This is a genomic window from Streptococcus xiaochunlingii, from assembly GCF_006385805.1.
GTDB lineage: Bacteria > Bacillota > Bacilli > Lactobacillales > Streptococcaceae > Streptococcus > Streptococcus xiaochunlingii.
This window is the reverse complement of record NZ_VFSG01000004.1, coordinates 1-16,419: the sequence shown is the minus strand read 5'-3', so window position 1 is coordinate 16,419 and position 16,419 is coordinate 1. Positions and strand designations below refer to the sequence as shown.

15 protein-coding genes and 1 rRNA gene are annotated in these 16,419 nt (G+C 42.1%); 14 read left to right on the top strand and 2 right to left on the bottom strand.

From position 1 onward, the window contains the following. Nucleotides 1-40: 40 nt before the first annotated feature. The 10 genes from FJR71_RS09555 (at nucleotide 41) to FJR71_RS09510 (ending at nucleotide 11,578) form a co-directional block, all read left to right on the top strand. Entirely contained in the window at nucleotides 41-2,431 is a 2,391-nt protein-coding gene (locus FJR71_RS09555) for a primosomal protein N' (protein WP_140814833.1), read from the top strand. 11 nt (nucleotides 2,432-2,442) lie between these two features. Then, entirely contained in the window at nucleotides 2,443-3,378 is a 936-nt protein-coding gene (gene fmt, locus FJR71_RS09550; protein WP_140814831.1) for a methionyl-tRNA formyltransferase, read from the top strand. Beyond that, nucleotides 3,368-4,681 carry a 16S rRNA (cytosine(967)-C(5))-methyltransferase RsmB gene (gene rsmB / locus FJR71_RS09545; RefSeq protein WP_140814829.1) on the top strand — a complete coding sequence of 438 codons (1,314 nt, stop codon included), beginning with the start codon at nucleotides 3,368-3,370 and terminating at the stop codon, nucleotides 4,679-4,681. The genes fmt and rsmB overlap by 11 nt, the downstream gene beginning before the upstream one ends. A gap of 21 nt (nucleotides 4,682-4,702) precedes the next feature. Continuing rightward, nucleotides 4,703-5,443 (top strand): Stp1/IreP family PP2C-type Ser/Thr phosphatase, encoded by a 741-nt coding sequence (locus FJR71_RS09540; RefSeq protein WP_048691932.1) that lies wholly within the window; start codon nucleotides 4,703-4,705, stop codon nucleotides 5,441-5,443. Then, on the top strand, nucleotides 5,440-7,311 hold the full coding sequence (gene pknB / locus FJR71_RS09535; RefSeq protein WP_140814827.1) for a Stk1 family PASTA domain-containing Ser/Thr kinase: 1,872 nt from the start codon (nucleotides 5,440-5,442) through the stop codon (nucleotides 7,309-7,311). Before FJR71_RS09540 ends, pknB begins: the two co-directional genes overlap by 4 nt. A 129-nt stretch (nucleotides 7,312-7,440) precedes the next feature. Continuing rightward, complete coding sequence (gene liaF, locus FJR71_RS09530; protein ID WP_126403855.1) at nucleotides 7,441-8,136, top strand: cell wall-active antibiotics response protein LiaF; 696 nt, start codon at nucleotides 7,441-7,443, stop codon at nucleotides 8,134-8,136. Beyond that, a complete protein-coding gene (locus FJR71_RS09525; protein WP_140814825.1) occupies nucleotides 8,133-9,152 on the top strand; it encodes an envelope stress sensor histidine kinase LiaS in 1,020 nt (339 codons plus the stop codon). The genes liaF and FJR71_RS09525 overlap by 4 nt, the downstream gene beginning before the upstream one ends. Further along, nucleotides 9,130-9,762 (top strand): response regulator transcription factor, encoded by a 633-nt coding sequence (locus tag FJR71_RS09520; protein ID WP_048691919.1) that lies wholly within the window; start codon nucleotides 9,130-9,132, stop codon nucleotides 9,760-9,762. The genes FJR71_RS09525 and FJR71_RS09520 overlap by 23 nt, the downstream gene beginning before the upstream one ends. A 44-nt stretch (nucleotides 9,763-9,806) precedes the next feature. Further along, entirely contained in the window at nucleotides 9,807-11,213 is a 1,407-nt protein-coding gene (locus FJR71_RS09515) for a bifunctional Cof-type HAD-IIB family hydrolase/peptidylprolyl isomerase (RefSeq protein ID WP_140814822.1), read from the top strand. After that, a complete protein-coding gene (locus FJR71_RS09510) occupies nucleotides 11,210-11,578 on the top strand; it encodes a S1 RNA-binding domain-containing protein (RefSeq protein WP_140814820.1) in 369 nt (122 codons plus the stop codon). The genes FJR71_RS09515 and FJR71_RS09510 overlap by 4 nt, the downstream gene beginning before the upstream one ends. 171 nt (nucleotides 11,579-11,749) lie before the next feature. On the opposite strand, the gene cysK is transcribed toward FJR71_RS09510, so the two are convergent. Continuing rightward, nucleotides 11,750-12,679 (bottom strand): cysteine synthase A, encoded by a 930-nt coding sequence (gene cysK, locus FJR71_RS09500; RefSeq protein WP_023027743.1) that lies wholly within the window; start codon nucleotides 12,677-12,679, stop codon nucleotides 11,750-11,752. A gap of 91 nt (nucleotides 12,680-12,770) precedes the next feature. Next, nucleotides 12,771-13,403 carry a YigZ family protein gene (locus FJR71_RS09495; RefSeq protein WP_140814817.1) on the bottom strand — a complete coding sequence of 211 codons (633 nt, stop codon included), beginning with the start codon at nucleotides 13,401-13,403 and terminating at the stop codon, nucleotides 12,771-12,773. 55 nt (nucleotides 13,404-13,458) lie between these two features. On the opposite strand from FJR71_RS09495, the gene FJR71_RS09490 reads away from it, so the two are divergent. The 4 genes from FJR71_RS09490 to FJR71_RS09475 form a co-directional block, all read left to right on the top strand. Further along, nucleotides 13,459-14,757, top strand: a complete 1,299-nt coding sequence (locus FJR71_RS09490) for an ATP-dependent helicase ComFA (RefSeq protein ID WP_140814815.1) — start codon at nucleotides 13,459-13,461, stop codon at nucleotides 14,755-14,757. 62 nt (nucleotides 14,758-14,819) lie between these two features. After that, complete coding sequence (locus FJR71_RS09485) at nucleotides 14,820-15,425, top strand: ComF family protein (protein ID WP_246040160.1); 606 nt, start codon at nucleotides 14,820-14,822, stop codon at nucleotides 15,423-15,425. An 87-nt stretch (nucleotides 15,426-15,512) separates the two neighbouring features. Next, nucleotides 15,513-16,058 carry a ribosome hibernation-promoting factor, HPF/YfiA family gene (hpf, locus tag FJR71_RS09480; protein WP_006596830.1) on the top strand — a complete coding sequence of 182 codons (546 nt, stop codon included), beginning with the start codon at nucleotides 15,513-15,515 and terminating at the stop codon, nucleotides 16,056-16,058. 297 nt (nucleotides 16,059-16,355) lie between these two features. Next, nucleotides 16,356-16,419: ribosomal RNA gene (locus tag FJR71_RS09475) — 16S ribosomal RNA — on the top strand; the annotation flags it as partial.

Sequence of the window (16,419 nt, the reverse complement as noted above, 5' to 3'; positions counted from 1 at the left end):
TTTTTGCTATTTAGCGCTAGGACAGGAAGGAGGTGGAAGCATGCTAGCACAAGTCATCGTTGATGTTCCCTTGATGCAAACAGACAAGCCCTATAGTTACCAGGTACCAGAAGAGTTTTCTCCTTTCTTGGAAAAAGGAATGCGGGTGCATGTTCCCTTTGGAAAGGGAAATAGGCTCATTCAAGGGATTGTGGTTGGCCTTGAAGAGACCACTCTAGCAGTTAAAGATCAAGAATTGAAAAGTATCGTGGAGGTCTTAGACTACCAACCGGTTCTAGGAGAGGAGCAATTTTGGCTAGCAGATCAGTTGCGAAAGACGGTTTTTGCCTACAAAATCACCCTCTTGAAAGCCATGCTACCGAGTGTTTTAAATTCTTCCTATGACAAAATTCTCCATCCGACAGAACTGTTATCGCCAGAGGATCGAGAAGACATTTTTGGAACAGCGACTAGCTTGGCCTTTTCTTCTTTGGATATTGATGCTCAAGCACGAATGATGCGACTGACTCGTAAGGGAGAGTTGGAAGTAGAATACCAAGCAGTGGATCGTAAACATATCAAAACAGAAAAATGGTATCGAGTAAATCATCACCTACTTGAAAATTTGGAAATCGCCAAGAATGCCAAAAAGCGCTTGGCCCTGCGTGAGTTTGTCCAAAGTCAAGAAGTGGATGCGCCTTTGAGTGATTTATTGGCGGAATTCTCTCGTCCAGTTGTGAACTATTTCATTGATCAGGGAGCCTTGCTGATTTTTGAGAAAGAAGTCAATCGTGCAGCAACCTACTTTAAAGACAAAGAGTCGACAGAGGCCTTGGTTCTAAATGCTGAACAAGAACGAGCCGTTCAAGCGGTAACCAGCAAAATCGGGCAACCTTCCAAACCTTTTTTGCTAGAAGGAGTGACAGGAAGTGGGAAGACAGAGGTTTATCTCCAAATCATCCAAGAGGTGCTAGGAAAGGGAAAAACAGCTATTATGTTAGTTCCCGAAATTTCCTTGACACCTCAAGTGACGGGTCGCTTCATTTCTCGCTTTGGGGATCGGGTAGCCATTCTTCATTCAGGTCTATCCAACGGTGAAAAATACGATGAGTGGAGACGTGTTGAACGTGGAGAAGCTCAAGTGGTCGTAGGAGCGCGGTCTGCCATCTTTGCACCTCTGAAGAACCTAGGGGCCATTATTATCGATGAAGAACATGAGGCTACCTATAAACAAGATAGCAATCCTCGCTACCATGCGCGTGAAGTAGCTTTACTTCGGGCTCAGTATCACCAGGCTGTTTTGGTCTTGGGGTCGGCGACACCTAGTCTAGAAACACGAGCCCGTGCAGGAAAAGGTGTCTATGAATTTCTTCAATTGACCCAACGAGCCAATCCTCTTGCTCGTATTCCAGAGGTGGAAGTGATTGATTTCAGAGATTATATTGGCCAGCAGGAATCCGGAACCTATACACCTAAGTTGCTAGAAGCGATAGCAGAACGTCTGCAGCGAAAAGAGCAAGTTGTCCTCATGCTCAATCGCCGGGGTTATTCCAGCTTTGTGATGTGTCGGGAGTGTGGTCAGGTAGATACCTGTCCGAATTGTGATATCTCCTTGACCCTTCACATGGATACCAAGACGATGGATTGCCATTATTGTAATTACCACAAGGCCATTCCAACAGTCTGCCCTAATTGTCAAAGTCGATCGATTCGTTATTACGGGACGGGGACCCAGAAGGCCTACGATGAGCTACAAGAAATTTTCCCCGAGGCTCGTATTCTGCGGATGGACGTTGATACTACTCGGAAAAAAGGGAGTCACGAGGCTTTGTTGGATCAGTTTGGTCAAGGACAAGCGGATATTTTGCTCGGGACCCAAATGATTGCCAAGGGCTTGGATTTCCCCAATGTAACGCTAGTCGGTGTCCTCAATGCTGATACAGCTCTAAATTTGCCTGATTTTCGCTCGTCAGAGCGGACTTTCCAACTGTTAACCCAGGTGGCAGGGCGGGCTGGTCGTGCGGATAAAGAAGGACAGGTTCTGATCCAGACCTATAATCCTCATCATTATGCCATTGAATATGCGAAACGCCAAGATTATGAAGGGTTTTATGCCTATGAAATGAAGGTGCGCCACCAATTAGGCTATCCACCTTATTATTACACCGTAGGTTTAACCCTCTCTCACAAACAAGAAGAGGTCGTGGTTAAAAAAGCATATCAGGTGATGGACCTGTTGAAAGCAGGTCTGTCCGATCAGGTCCAAATCTTGGGACCAACGCCAAAACCGATTGCTCGCACGCATAATTTGTTCCATTATCAAATCCTGTTGAAGTACCGGTTTGAAGACCATTTGCCACAGGTTTTAAATCAGATTTTGGACTATACTCAAGAGCGGGAAAATCAAGATCTTCGAGTCAGCATTGACAATGAACCGCAAAGTTTTATGTAGAAGGAGAAAAAATGACAAAAATACTATTTATGGGAACGCCTGATTTCTCAGCTACAGTCTTAAAAGGCTTGATTTCTGATGAACGCTATGAAATTCTAGCCGTTGTGACCCAACCAGATCGTGCAGTTGGCCGGAAAAAAGAAATCCGAATGACGCCAGTAAAAGAAGTGGCTTTAGAAGCAGGCTTGCCAATCTATCAGTCGGAGAAACTATCTGGAAGTCAAGAACTAGAAGACTTATTGGCTTTGGGAGCAGACGGGATTGTCACAGCAGCCTTTGGACAATTCTTGCCGAGTCGTTTGTTAGAGGCGATGAAGTTTTCTGTCAACGTGCATGCTTCCCTTCTTCCAAAATACCGTGGTGGAGCTCCTATTCATTATGCCATCATGAATGGGGATAAAGAAGCTGGTGTGACCATCATGGAAATGGTCAAAGAGATGGATGCTGGAGATATGATTTCCTCTCGCGCCATCCCTATTTTAGAGGAAGACAATGTGGGGACCCTATTTGAGAAATTGGCTCTTGTCGGTCGGGATCTTCTCTTAGAAACTCTACCGGCTTACCTTGCGGGAGAACTTAAGCCACAACCGCAGGACCCCCAACAAGTCACCTTCTCTCCCAATATCAAGCCGGAAGAAGAACGCCTGGATTGGACACGAACCAACCGTGAACTCTTTAACCAAGTTCGGGGTATGTATCCTTGGCCAGTCGCCCATACTCTATGGAAGGGTGAACGCTTCAAGATTTACCAAGCAAAACCGTGTGAAGGTCAAGGAGAACCAGGGGAAATTTTGGCTCTTCATAAAAATGAAATCCTTGTTGCGACGGGTGAGGGAGCCCTGGCCTTGACCCTTGTTCAGCCAGCTGGTAAACCCAAGATGGCTGTCGGAGATTTCTTAAATGGTTTGGGGCGACAACTGCAAGTAGGTGATCAATTTGGTAAATAAGATGCAGACTGCACGAGGAGTAGCCCTATCTGCTCTAGGAGAGATTTTCCAGGACAGTGCTTTTTCAAATATCGCCCTCAAAAAAGTCCTGACTAAGGCGACCTTGTCAGATGTAGATAAAAGTCTAGTAACCGAAATCGTCTATGGGACGGTTTCACGCAAGCTAACCTTGGAATGGTATCTGTCGCACTTTGTCGCTGATCGGGACCAGGTGGATCCATGGATTTATCATCTTTTATTGATGAGCCTCTATCAGTTCGTCTATCTGGAGAAGATTCCTCCCCATGCTGTTGTCCATGAAGCAGTAGAGCTTGCCAAGCAACGGAAGAAGGGGAGCGAAAAATATGTCAATGCTCTCTTGCGGAAAATGCTACGAGAGGGGCTTCCATCGATTGACCAGATTAAACGAATCAACAAACGACTTTCGATCCGTTATTCTCTTCCGGTTTGGTTGGTGAAAAAGTTGATGGACGAGTATGGTGAAAAGCGGGCCATTGCGATTTTTGAAAGTCTCTATGTCCGCAACAAGGCTAGTGTTCGAGTTGTCGACCTGGACCAAAAAGAAGAGATCAAAGAGCGATTGCAGGCCTCTGATTCTTTATTGGCTTCAACTGCCCTCGTAAAGGAGAATGGCTATTTTGCGGGCTCTGATTACTTCAAACAAGGGAAATTAACCATTCAAGATGAGACCAGTCAATTGGTGGCTCCGGCTATAGAGATCCAACCATCAGACCAGGTATTAGATGCCTGTGCAGCACCTGGGGGCAAGACCACCCATCTAGCTTCTTATCTAGTCGATGGGAGGATCACAGCGTTGGACTTGTACGATCATAAGCTCCAATTAATTCAGGAAAACGCGGAACGTCTGGGAGTTGCAGATAAAATTCAGACAAAAAAACTGGATGCCAGCCAGGTCTTTGAAGCTTTTGGAGCGGATGCCTTTGATAAAATCTTAGTAGACGCCCCTTGCTCTGGGATTGGTTTGATCCGCCGTAAGCCAGATATCAAGTACAATAAAGACAATGCTGACTTTGCGTCTCTACAGGCGATTCAATTGGAAATATTGGATGGAGTTTGTCAAAGTGTGCGAAAAGATGGTATAATAGTCTACAGTACATGCACAATTATAGGAGAAGAGAATTTTGATGTGGTTGACCAGTTTTTAGAAACCCATCCAAATTTTGAACTCGTGCCATTAGATCATGAACGAAAAGATATTCTGAAAGATGGCTGTATTTTAATTACACCAGAATTGTATGGAAGCGATGGTTTCTTTATTAGTCGTTTTCGAAGAATATCGTAATCTCAGGAGGATACGGACAGTATGGAAATTTCTATCTTAACCGATGTAGGTCAAAGACGGACAAATAACCAAGACTATGCAAATCAATATAAAAATAAAGCAGGAAAATCCATGGTTTTCCTAGCTGACGGGATGGGGGGGCATCGTGCTGGTAATATTGCTAGTGAGATGGCTGTTACCGATCTCGGCGCTGCTTGGGTAGCGACTGAAATCAGCACCATTAACGAAGTCAGAGAGTGGTTTGCGGAGTATCTGGAAAAAGAAAACCAGCAGATCCATCGCATTGGTCAAGATGAAGAACATAAAGGAATGGGAACAACTCTCGAAGCTGTTGCCGTTATTGATGACCAAGTCTTATTTGCGCATGTAGGGGATTCCCGAATTGGACTCGTGCGTAATGGGGAATACCATCAATTGACCAGTGACCATTCTTTAGTAAACGCCTTGCTCAAGGCAGGACAGATTACGGAAGAAGAGGCAGCGCATCATCCCCAACGCAATATCATCACCCAATCCATTGGACAAAAAGATGAATTGCAGCCTGATTTTGGTATGGTTACGGTTGAAGCGGGAGATTTCATTGTTATCAATAGTGATGGATTAACCAATATGATCTCTGGCGATGAAATCCGTGATATCGTTGTCAGCGATTTATCGATTGAAGAAAAGGCAAAAACCTTGATTCGCTTTGCGAATAATGCTGGCGGTTTGGACAATATTACAGTTGTACTGATTCGCTTTGCTGAGGAGGATATGGCATGATTCAAATCGGCAAAATTTTTGCCGGACGATATAAGATAATCCGCCAAATCGGGCGTGGAGGAATGGCAGATGTCTACCTCGCTCGGGATTTAATCTTAGATGGTGAAGAAGTTGCAGTTAAAGTACTGAGGACCAATTACCAAACAGATCCAATTGCAGTTGCTCGCTTCCAACGAGAGGCCAAAGCGATGGCAGATTTGGATCATCCAAATATCGTTCGGATCACGGATATCGGTGAAGAAGATGGCCAACAATACTTGGCGATGGAATATGTCGCTGGTTTGGACTTGAAACGCTATATCAAAGAAAATGCTCCTCTCTCAAATGAAGAAGCTGTTCGCTTGATGGGGCAAATCCTTCTTGCTATGCGCTTGGCGCACACGCAAGGCATTATTCACCGTGATTTGAAACCTCAAAATGTCCTTTTAACATCGGACGGAAATGCCAAGGTTTCTGACTTTGGGATTGCAGTAGCCTTTGCAGAGACCAGTCTCACCCAGACCAACTCTATGTTAGGTTCGGTTCATTATTTATCACCAGAGCAAGCCAGAGGATCGAAGGCTTCTATTCAAAGTGATATCTATGCAATGGGGATCATTTTCTACGAAATGCTGACGGGTCATATCCCTTATGATGGGGATAGTGCAGTGACCATTGCGCTGCAACATTTCCAAAAACCACTTCCGTCCATCATTGAAGAGAACAAAAATGTTCCGCAGGCTTTGGAAAATGTGGTGATTAAGGCCACAGCAAAGAAACTATCCGATCGCTATAAGTCGGTAGCTGAAATGTATGTCGACTTGTCAAGTTGTCTATCTTATGAACGCCGTAATGAGAAAAAATTAGTCTTTGATGACGCTTCAAAAGCGGATACCAAGACCTTACCAAAGGTGAACGTGGTTCCAAAACCGGCTCCACTTCCAACATCGGAAGCTCGTCCTGCAGTTCATGAGGACCGACCAGTGGCTTCAGAGGATCGAATAGCTCCAGTTTCTCCAAAAAATAAGCCACGTCGTCGTTTGCGGACGCGCTACAAGGTATTGTTTGTCGCCCTAGCTTTGGTACTAGCTGCCTTTGCCTTTCTTCTTTATATGAGTCCAGCCAACAAAACAGTGCCGGATGTATCTGGAAAAACGGTAGCAGAAGCTCGGGCTATCATTGAAGATCAGGATCTTCAAGTGGGAGACGAAAAAGAAGAATACAGTGATTCGGTGCTGGAGGGCTATGTAATCCGTACCAATCCAAATGCAGGAGCTCAGAAAAAGGAAAACAGCAAGGTTGATTTGGTTGTCTCGAAAGGGCCAAGCACCTTTGACATGCCGGACTATACTGGTAGGTCTAGAGAAGATGCGGAAAACGATCTGAAAACCACCTATAAGCTTTCTAGCAAGCTGATTTCGATTGAAGAAGTCGAGACCAATGAAGTGGAGCCAGGAATCGTGCTTGAGCAATCTCCTGCTGGTGGTCAAAAATATGATTTGACTTCTAATACCAAGGTTGTTCTGAAAGTATCGAAGGAAAGTAATTCGATTGAGTTACCAAGTTATGTTGGTTCTAATTATGAATTTGCTGTCTCTAATCTCGTACAGATTTACGGGGTGAAGGAAGCAAATATTGAACGGAAGACCACATCGCATCTTCCGGCTGGTGTAGAAGTCTTACCAGGTCAAATTGTGAGTCAGACTCCAGAAGCTCAATCGAGCATCGATATTAAAAAGACTCGCATTGTCTTAACCGTATACGAACCGAAGACAGAATCATCAAGTAGCACGAAAGCTTCAAGTAGTTCATCAGAAAGTTCAACCTCTACAACTGTAGAATCCCATTCCAATACGGAACCTTCGGCTACTACTGAACCAGAATCTTAACATGATGACCTTATAAAACCAGACCCGATCGGTCTGGTTTTTTAGTAAAGAGAGAGTTGGAATGAATCCTTCTAGAGGCGGAAGCGAATCCTTTAGAATTTTGATAAAATGGAATGGAGAGGTTCAATTATGTGGAAGATTCAATTGTTTGTGTTTGTTGAAGCTTTGTTACTCACCATGGCTGCAATCACTATTTTGGCGGGAAATATATCTCGTATCGTCCTAATCGTGGTTCTGTGCTTGCTTTTATTGTATTATTACATCGGAAAACAGCGGAGTAACTTTCTTTTAGTGGCATCCAGCATTCTGCTGTTTTTTATTGTCATGTTAAATCCTTATGTCATTGCTGCGCTTTTGTTTGCCGTCGTCTATGCCATGCTGGTGGCTTATCCCTATTTTTACCGTGAAAACGAAGAAGTGAAGATAGATTATGAGGAAGATGTAGAAATCCGACAAGAGAAAACGCCTTGGATTGGGGATCTGCATCATTTTTCAAAGGTAAACTGCCATTTTCGCGATTTAACGATTACACGTTTATTCGGGAAGGATACGATCCACTTAGACGAAGTGATTGTTGTGAATCATGACAATGTCATCATCATGAGAAAGATGTTTGGCAATACGAAAATTATTTTGCCGGTGGATGTGGAGCTGAGCTTGCAGGTAAATACCTTATATGGAGAATTGCGCCTCTTCTCTCAAAAACCTAGGAAATTGAGAAATGAGACAGTAAGCATGGAGACACCGAATTATCGAAGTTCCCATCGAACAGTGAAGCTTGTTATTGCGGGGATTGTAGGAGATGTGGAGGTCGTCAGAGGATGAAACGAACAGACTATCTTTTAATCTTCCTTTATACGGTCTTAATTCTAGCTGTTATTATCCATTCTATTTTTGGTCTTTTCGACTTTCAGTGGACTTATCTATTGGAAGATTTATCCAAACTGCGTGCTTTTCTGTTTATCGGCTTTGGTTTGACGGTTGCTCTGACTATTTTGATGATTCTATTGATTAAATTGATTCAATTTACAATCATGAACACTGTCCAAAAAAACCTGAGAAACTTGCTCGAAGGCAAGAAGCTAAAACTCGGAGAAAACAAAGAGATTAATGAAGAGTTTCAACGCTTGGATCGCAAGCTCAAACGCCTGACAGAAAATTTGCAACGAACAGAAAATCGGGTTATGCAAAATGAAGAAGAGATTGTGGAGAGAGAACGCAGGCGAATTGCCCGAGATCTCCATGATACAGTGAGCCAAGAATTATTTGCAGCTAATATGATTTTGTCCGGTGCAGCCAGTCAGGATCAAGTTCTTCAACTCCCTAAAGTAGGGCAACAGTTGAAGGGGGTCACAGAAATTCTAAACACCGCTCAAAATGATTTGCGGATTCTCTTATTACACTTGCGGCCGACAGAATTAGAAGGTCGAAACTTGGTAGAAGGTCTTCAGGTGATTTTTAGAGAACTACAAGAGAAGAGTAATTTAGAAGTTTATTTTGAACACGATGTTCAAAAGTTACCAAAAACTATTGAAGAGCATATTTTTCGAATTGTACAAGAAGTAGTGAGCAATACACTAAAACATGCCCATGCGAAGCGATTGGATGTTTATCTTTTGCAAACAGAACAATCTCTCCATCTGAAATTAGCAGATGATGGAGTGGGGTTTGATCCAGAATCTTTGGGTGAACTAAGTTACGGTATGAAGAATATTCAGGATCGAGTAGATGACATGGCAGGAAGGATTAAGATTTTGACCAGTCCCAAAAAGGGAGTGGCTATTGATATTAAAGTGCCGTTAGTAGAAGGAGAAGATGATGAAATTATTACTAGTAGATGATCATGAAATGGTCCGATTAGGCTTGAAAAGCTATTTAAGTATGCAAGATGGGATTGATCAAGTCCTAGAAGCCAGTGATGGTCAAGCAGGTGTAGAGTTAGCCTTACAAGAGCGACCAGATGTCATCATTATGGATATTGTCATGCCCCATATGACCGGGATTGAAGCGACACTCGCGATCCTAAAGGAGTGGCCAGATGCAAAAATATTGATCTTGACATCCTATTTGGACAATGAAAAAATCTATCCTGTCTTGGATGCGGGAGCCAAGGGCTATATGCTCAAAACCTCTAGTGCAGAGGAAATTTTACGGGCCATTCGCAAGGTGGAGCAGGGAGAGTTAGCAATTGAGACAGAGGTCAGCCAAAAAGTAGAATATCGAAAAAATCACGTGGAACTCCATGATGACTTGACAGCGCGTGAACGAGATATCTTAGCTTTGCTAACCAAAGGATATGAAAACCAACGAATTGCTGATGAGTTATTCATTTCATTAAAAACAGTCAAGACCCATGTGTCGAATATTTTGTCAAAATTAGAAGTGAGCGACCGTACTCAGGCAGTGGTCTATGCCTTCCAGCATCACTTGGTTTCTCAGGAAGATTTTTAGTCAAAAACATGCTATAATAGACAGCATACTGAATGGAGACCTACATGGATGCAAAAACACGCTACAAAGCAAAAAAGATTAAAATAGTATTTTTTGATATTGACGATACCTTACGAAACGTTGAGACCGGCTATGTTCCGGCTTCGGTCACCAGAGTATTCTCTCAATTACGAGAAAAAGGAATTTACACAGCTATTGCTAGTGGAAGAGGGATTTTTGGAGTGCCAGAAGAAATCAAGGCTCTCCAACCTGACTTTTACGTCACTCTGAATGGTTCCTATGTGATTGATCGTAAGGAGCATGTCATTTATGAAGAAAGGGTACCAAATCCACTTGTTCAAGACTTTATTGCTTGGGCTAAGCAGGTAGGGATTCATTATGGTTTGGTTGGAAGTCATCAAGCAGCTCTTTCGACTCGGACAGAAGAGATAAGTCGGGCTATTGACCCCATTTATCCAAAGCTACCATTAGATCCTGATTTTGCTGCCAAACATCCCATTTATCAGATGTGGACTTTCGAGACTGGTAAAACAGTTGATGCCCTACCTGAGAATTTGGAGCAAAAATTGCGTTTGGTTCGCTGGCACCCAATCTCATCAGATGTTGTCTTGAATCAGCAATCAAAAGCTCATGGTGTCTCAAAAGTAGTCGAAAAATTGGGATTCAAACCAGAAAATGTCTTAACATTTGGGGATGGATTGAACGACTTAGAACTATTTGACTATGCTGGTTTAGCGATTGCCATGGGAAACGCCCAGGATGCATTAAAAGCTAAAGCAGATTATGTCACAAAAAATTTAGAAGAAGATGGCATCTTACATGCCTTAGAGGAGTTAAAAATGGTTGAAAAAGAATTGCACTTACCACAAACAAAAATGGATCAAGAGACAGGACCAATTGCGACGATTCATACCAACTATGGAGATATGAAGATTCGTCTCTTCCCTGATCAAGCACCGAAAACAGTAGCAAACTTTATTGCACTTGCAAAAGATGGCTATTACAACGGAGTGATTTTCCACCGCATTATTAAAGACTTTATGATCCAAGGTGGGGACCCGACTGGAACAGGTATGGGTGGAGAATCTATCTATGGAGAGTCTTTTGAAGATGAATTCTCAGAAGAGTTGTACAATATCCGTGGTGCGCTATCCATGGCCAATGCCGGTCCAAATACCAACGGCAGTCAATTCTTCATTGTTCAAAACCAACACCTTCCTTATTCTAAAAAGGAAATTGCCCGTGGTGGTTGGCCTGAAGCTATTGCAGAGATTTATGCAGAAGAAGGAGGGACTCCTCATTTGGACCGTCGTCACACAGTTTTCGGTCAGTTGATGGATGAAGCTTCTTATCAAGTATTGGATACAATTGCGGCAGTTGAGACAGGTGCCATGGACAAACCCAAAGAAGATGTGGTCATGGAATCGATTGACATTGAGGGAGAGGCATGAGAATCGGAGATAAACTCAAGGGTGTTGTGACAGGCTTGCAACCTTATGGAGCCTTTGTTGAATTAGAGACAGGGGGAACCGGTTTGATCCATATTTCTGAAATCCGCAGTGGATATATCGACAACATTCATGATATCTTAAAAATTGGGGATCAAGTTTGTACTCAGGTTATTGATATAGATGAATACTCTGGGAAGGCTAGCTTGTCCCTTCGAGCCTTAGAAGCTGGGAACAGAAAGCATTTTCGCCATCATCGTTTTTCAAATGATCGCCATAAGATCGGTTTTACTCCATTAGCCAAGCAATTACCTATTTGGATTAAAGAAAGTAAAGAATTTTTGAGTGATACCGGTCAGGGAAAATAAGAATTTGTTTCTGCAGATAGAAGAAAAAGAGGCTGGGACAAAAGTCCCAGCCTCTCAATTGTCTTTGGATTGTCGAGCAAGACGCAGTAGTAGAGCCCTACTCAACTGTGCGGAGGTGGGACGACGAAATCGAATTCTAACGAATTACCGATTTCTGTCCCACTCTCTTTCTTATTCTTGTTCAAAATCGTAAAGAGTAGTTGAAAGGTAACGTTCCCCATTATCCGGTGCCAAAGCCAAGACTTTTTTACCAGCTCCAAGCTCTTTAGCGACTTCAATTGCTGCATAGATAGCGGCAGCAGATGAAATTCCGACTAAGAATCCTTCTTTTCCACCAATGTAGCGACCTAATTCTAAAGCTTGTTCAGAAGTGACGCGGATTACGCCATCATAAGAATTGGTATCCAGCGTTTCTGGAATGAAACCTGCTGACAATCCTTGGATTTTGTGTGGTCCAGGTTTTTCACCAGAAAGAATCGCGGATTCATCTGCTTCGACTGCATAGACTTGGACAGCTGGGTTGACTTTTTTCAAGGCATGAGAAACACCTGAAATAGTTCCACCAGTTCCAACACCACTGACGTAAGCATCCAATCCATTTGGTCCAAAAGCTTCTAAAATTTCTTGTCCTGTTGTTGCTTCATGTACTTCTGGGTTTGCGCTATTGTTAAATTGGAGGGGAAGGAAACCGTTTCGTTCTGCAGCGATTTCTTCTGCTTTAGCGATAGCGCCTTTCATTCCTTCACTACCTGGAGTTAAGACCAGTTCAGCTCCATAAGCTTGAATGATTTTGCGGCGTTCAACACTCATAGTTTCAGGCATGACGATAACGACTTTATACCCTTTGGCAGCTCCGACCCATGACAAACCAATTCCTGTATTCCCACTGGTTGCTTCAACGATAGTAGAACCTGGTTGAAGAAGACCATCTCGTTCTGCTTTTTCAATCATGCTAAGAGCAATCCGGTCTTTGACAGATGAACCAGGGTTGAAGGCTTCTAGTTTAACATAGACATCAGCAGCTCCTTCAGGTACCAAGTGGTTCAATTTTACAATAGGTGTTTTTCCGATTAATTCTGTAATATTTTCATAGATTGGCATACGATATACACTCCTTTGTTAGTGTATCCAGTATACCGCCAGTAAGAAGGTTTGTAAAATATAAAAAAGCTATCGATGCGATAGCCTTTTTTTATAACGGGATAGGAACTTCCACTTCCTTTAATCCCTGATCACTAATCTCAACTTTTCCGTGGTAAAAATCAATCAGGTCCGCAATCACATCTTCTTTTTGCTCTTTATCTACATAGATCAGACTAAAGACAGCATCGGTGAAGTTTGTCTGGAATTCTGTTAATTGGTGAGCGGATAAAAAGTTCGCAAACTCTTGGTATTGGGGATAAGTCAAGCTAATCCCTAACCCAACTTGCTCCTTGATTTCAACGAGACCGATTTCTTTCACAGCCTGAGCGACGCTACCGGCATAAGCACGGATCAGACCGCCTGCGCCTAGCTTGATCCCACCAAAATAACGAGTGACAACGCAGCAGACATTGGTCAATTCATGATTTTCCAGCACACCTAGCATGGGAACGCCGGCAGTACCACTCGGTTCTCCGTCGTCGCTGGTCCGTTTGATCTCAAACTGTTGGCCTATTACAAATGCGGAGCAATTGTGAGTTGCCTTGTAATGTTCTTTCTTGACAGCAGCTATAAAGTCGCGAGCTTCCTCTTCAGTATAGACCCGTTTAACATGGCAAAGAAAGCGAGATTTTTTAATTTCTTCTTGGACGAGGCCGTCCTCTTTAAATGTCTTGTATTCCATACACTTATTTTACAAAAAAACTCACAAAACTGCGAGTTTTTACGAATATATAAGTATGAGAGTTGAAGATTGTTATGGAAGGTTGTTCACCCAAGAACAACTAGAGGTGGAACTGCTTGGACAAGCCCAAGAACTGCCAGCTATGGTAGAGGAAAAGACGGGCTTGTTTTGTAATCGGTGTGGGACTAAGATTGATAAAAGCAAATGGAAACTACAGATAGGAAGCTACTATTGTAGAGCCTGCATTCAATTGGGAAGAGTTAGAGGTGATCAATCACTTTATTACTTTCCCCAACAAGCCTTTCCACAAGAAAAAACTTTAAGATGGCAGGGGACCTTAACGCCATTTCAAAGTCGGGTTTCTCAAGAGTTGGTTCAATCCTTAACAGATAGAAAGCCGATGATGGTACACGCAGTTACAGGAGCAGGTAAAACGGAAATGATGTACCAAGTGGTGGCGGAAACGATTAAAAAAGGGAGATGTGTATGCATTGCTACACCAAGGATTGACGTGTGTATTGAATTGTATAAACGGATGACGATGGACTTTTCCTGTCCTATCTCCTTGTTGCACGGTGATTCAGACCCTTATTTTCGAACGCCTCTTGTCATATCCACTACTCATCAACTACTAAAATTCTACCAAGCTTTCGATCTCCTCATAATCGATGAAGTCGATGCCTTTCCTTTTGTTGACAACCCCGTTCTCTATCATGCCGTTTCAAATGCCGTAACCAAAAATGGGAAGCTCATCTATTTGACTGCTACCTCTACAGAAGAATTGGATAAAAAAGTCAAAAAACAGGAGATAAAACGCGTTAGCCTACCCAGACGATTTCACGGTAATCCCCTTGTGGTACCTAAGAAAGTATGGTTAAAAAATCTACGAAAAAAAGTAGAAAAGAAACAAGTGCCAAGGAAGTTGCTCAAGCTAATAAAAGAACAACGGAAGACCTCCTTCCCCCTGATCCTATTTGTATCGGAAATCGAATTAGGAGAAAAAATCCTCAACCTATTAAGAAGGGCATTCAAGAATGAAATCATCGAACTGGTAACCTCAAAAACGGATAATAGGTTGGAACTGGTAGAAAAATTTCGCAATCAAGAAATCACCATCCTTGTGTCAACGACCATTCTTGAACGGGGGGTCACCTTCCCGAAAGTAGATGTGTTTGTAATTGAGGCCAACCATCGATTGTTTACCAAGAGCGCTCTAGTTCAAATCGCTGGTCGTGTGGGAAGAAGTATGGAAAGACCCACAGGAGAATTACTATACTTGGCAGAAGGTAGTAGCAAAGAGATGACGCAAGCTATTAAAGAAATAAAAGAAATGAATCGGGAGGCAGGTTTTTGAGTAATTGTTTACTATGTGATGAAAAGATTTTCAATCAAGAATCCTTAAGGAGCCTCATCCTAATGAAAAAGGATAATCCAACGATGTGTGACAACTGTAAAAACAAGTTTGACCCAATTAGTGAAGCTGGCTGCAAGACTTGTTGTAAAAAAAGCACGGAGACTTTTTGTGAAGATTGCCAAGAGTGGAAACGAAAAGGAAAGAAGGTGAACCATAGAGCACTCTACTATTATAATGAAGAGATGAAGGAATATTTTCAAAGGTACAAATTTCAAGGTGACCAATTGTTAGCTTGTCTATTTGCTGAAGAAATGAAGGCAGAGCTAAAAAAGTATGAAGGGTATACCATTGTTCCAATACCTTTAAGCGATAAGAGAAATGAGAAGAGAGGATTTAATCAGGTAACAGCTATATTAGAATCTGCAGGAATCCCTTATCAAGACCTATTAATAAAAAAGGATACAAAAGCCCAATCACAGAAAAATAAAAAAGAAAGATTAAAAGCAGAACAAGCCTTTGAACGAAAAGAGCTTGAAAACAAAAGCTGGCCGGAGAAAATAATGATAATGGATGATATCTACACAACAGGAGCAACAATCGAAAGAGCTAAAGAGATGTTACATGTAAACGGGGTGAAAGAAATAAGATCTTTTTCATTGGCAAGATAGAATAATCAAAAATATATTTGCAAAAATAAAATGAAAGCGTTATAATATAGATATAAAAAGAAAAACGTTTAGAAAGAAGGTACTTATATGATTAAATATAGTATCCGTGGTGAAAACCTAGAAGTAACAGAAGCCATTCACGACTATGTCGTTTCTAAACTCGAAAAAATTGAAAAATATTTTCAAGCAGAGCAAGAATTGGATGCCCGCGTAAACCTAAAAGTTTATCGTGAAAAAACTGCAAAAGTTGAGGTCACGATTCCACTTGGTTCCATTACACTTCGTGCAGAAGATGTTTCTCAAGATATGTATGGATCAATCGACTTGGTAGTTGATAAGATTGAACGTCAAATTCGAAAGAATAAAACAAAAATTGAAAAGAAAAATCGTAGCAAATCTGCAACCAGCAAAATCTTTACAGACGCTCTGGTTGAGGAAAGTGTTGCTCTTGAAAAAGTTGTCCGAACAAAAACGATTGACATTGAACCAATGGAACTAGATGAAGCCATCCTGCAAATGGAACTATTGGGACATGACTTCTTCATCTACAAAGATGTGGAAGATAACACAACAAACGTCATCTACCGTCGCGAAGATGGAGATGTAGGACTTCTTGAAGTCAAAGAAAAATAAGCTAATACAATAGGAAAGCTCCTGTACAACATACAGGAGCTTTCCTATATTATAAGAAGATAAAGTTTCTAAAATCAAAAAAACAACAAAAAATTCAAAAAAATAGAAAAAAGATATTGACAAGATTTCATGGTCGTGATATACTAATATAGTTGTCGCGCGAGAGCGACAAAGACCTTTGAAAACTGAACAAGACGAACCAATGTGCAGGGCGCTATAACGGAAGTTATAGTAACTGAACAATGAAAAAAACAATAAATCTGTCAGTGACAGAATGAGTTTAAGACAAACAATTATTTTAATGAGAGTTTGATCCTGGCTCAGGATGAACGCTGGCGGCGTGCCTAATACATGCAAGTAG

Coding starts and splice junctions, on each gene's coding strand:
- fmt (WP_140814831.1), top strand. CDS start 2,443: ATGACAAAAATACTATTTATGGGAACGCCTGATTTCTCAGCTACAGTC.
- FJR71_RS09495 (WP_140814817.1), bottom strand. CDS start 13,403: ATGGAATACAAGACATTTAAAGAGGACGGCCTCGTCCAAGAAGAAATT.
- FJR71_RS09520 (WP_048691919.1), top strand. CDS start 9,130: ATGAAATTATTACTAGTAGATGATCATGAAATGGTCCGATTAGGCTTG.
- cysK (WP_023027743.1), bottom strand. CDS start 12,679: ATGCCAATCTATGAAAATATTACAGAATTAATCGGAAAAACACCTATT.
- FJR71_RS09490 (WP_140814815.1), top strand. CDS start 13,459: ATGAGAGTTGAAGATTGTTATGGAAGGTTGTTCACCCAAGAACAACTA.
- FJR71_RS09485 (WP_246040160.1), top strand. CDS start 14,820: ATGAAAAAGGATAATCCAACGATGTGTGACAACTGTAAAAACAAGTTT.
- pknB (WP_140814827.1), top strand. CDS start 5,440: ATGATTCAAATCGGCAAAATTTTTGCCGGACGATATAAGATAATCCGC.
- FJR71_RS09510 (WP_140814820.1), top strand. CDS start 11,210: ATGAGAATCGGAGATAAACTCAAGGGTGTTGTGACAGGCTTGCAACCT.
- FJR71_RS09525 (WP_140814825.1), top strand. CDS start 8,133: ATGAAACGAACAGACTATCTTTTAATCTTCCTTTATACGGTCTTAATT.
- FJR71_RS09555 (WP_140814833.1), top strand. CDS start 41: ATGCTAGCACAAGTCATCGTTGATGTTCCCTTGATGCAAACAGACAAG.
- hpf (WP_006596830.1), top strand. CDS start 15,513: ATGATTAAATATAGTATCCGTGGTGAAAACCTAGAAGTAACAGAAGCC.
- FJR71_RS09540 (WP_048691932.1), top strand. CDS start 4,703: ATGGAAATTTCTATCTTAACCGATGTAGGTCAAAGACGGACAAATAAC.
- liaF (WP_126403855.1), top strand. CDS start 7,441: ATGTGGAAGATTCAATTGTTTGTGTTTGTTGAAGCTTTGTTACTCACC.
- FJR71_RS09515 (WP_140814822.1), top strand. CDS start 9,807: ATGGATGCAAAAACACGCTACAAAGCAAAAAAGATTAAAATAGTATTT.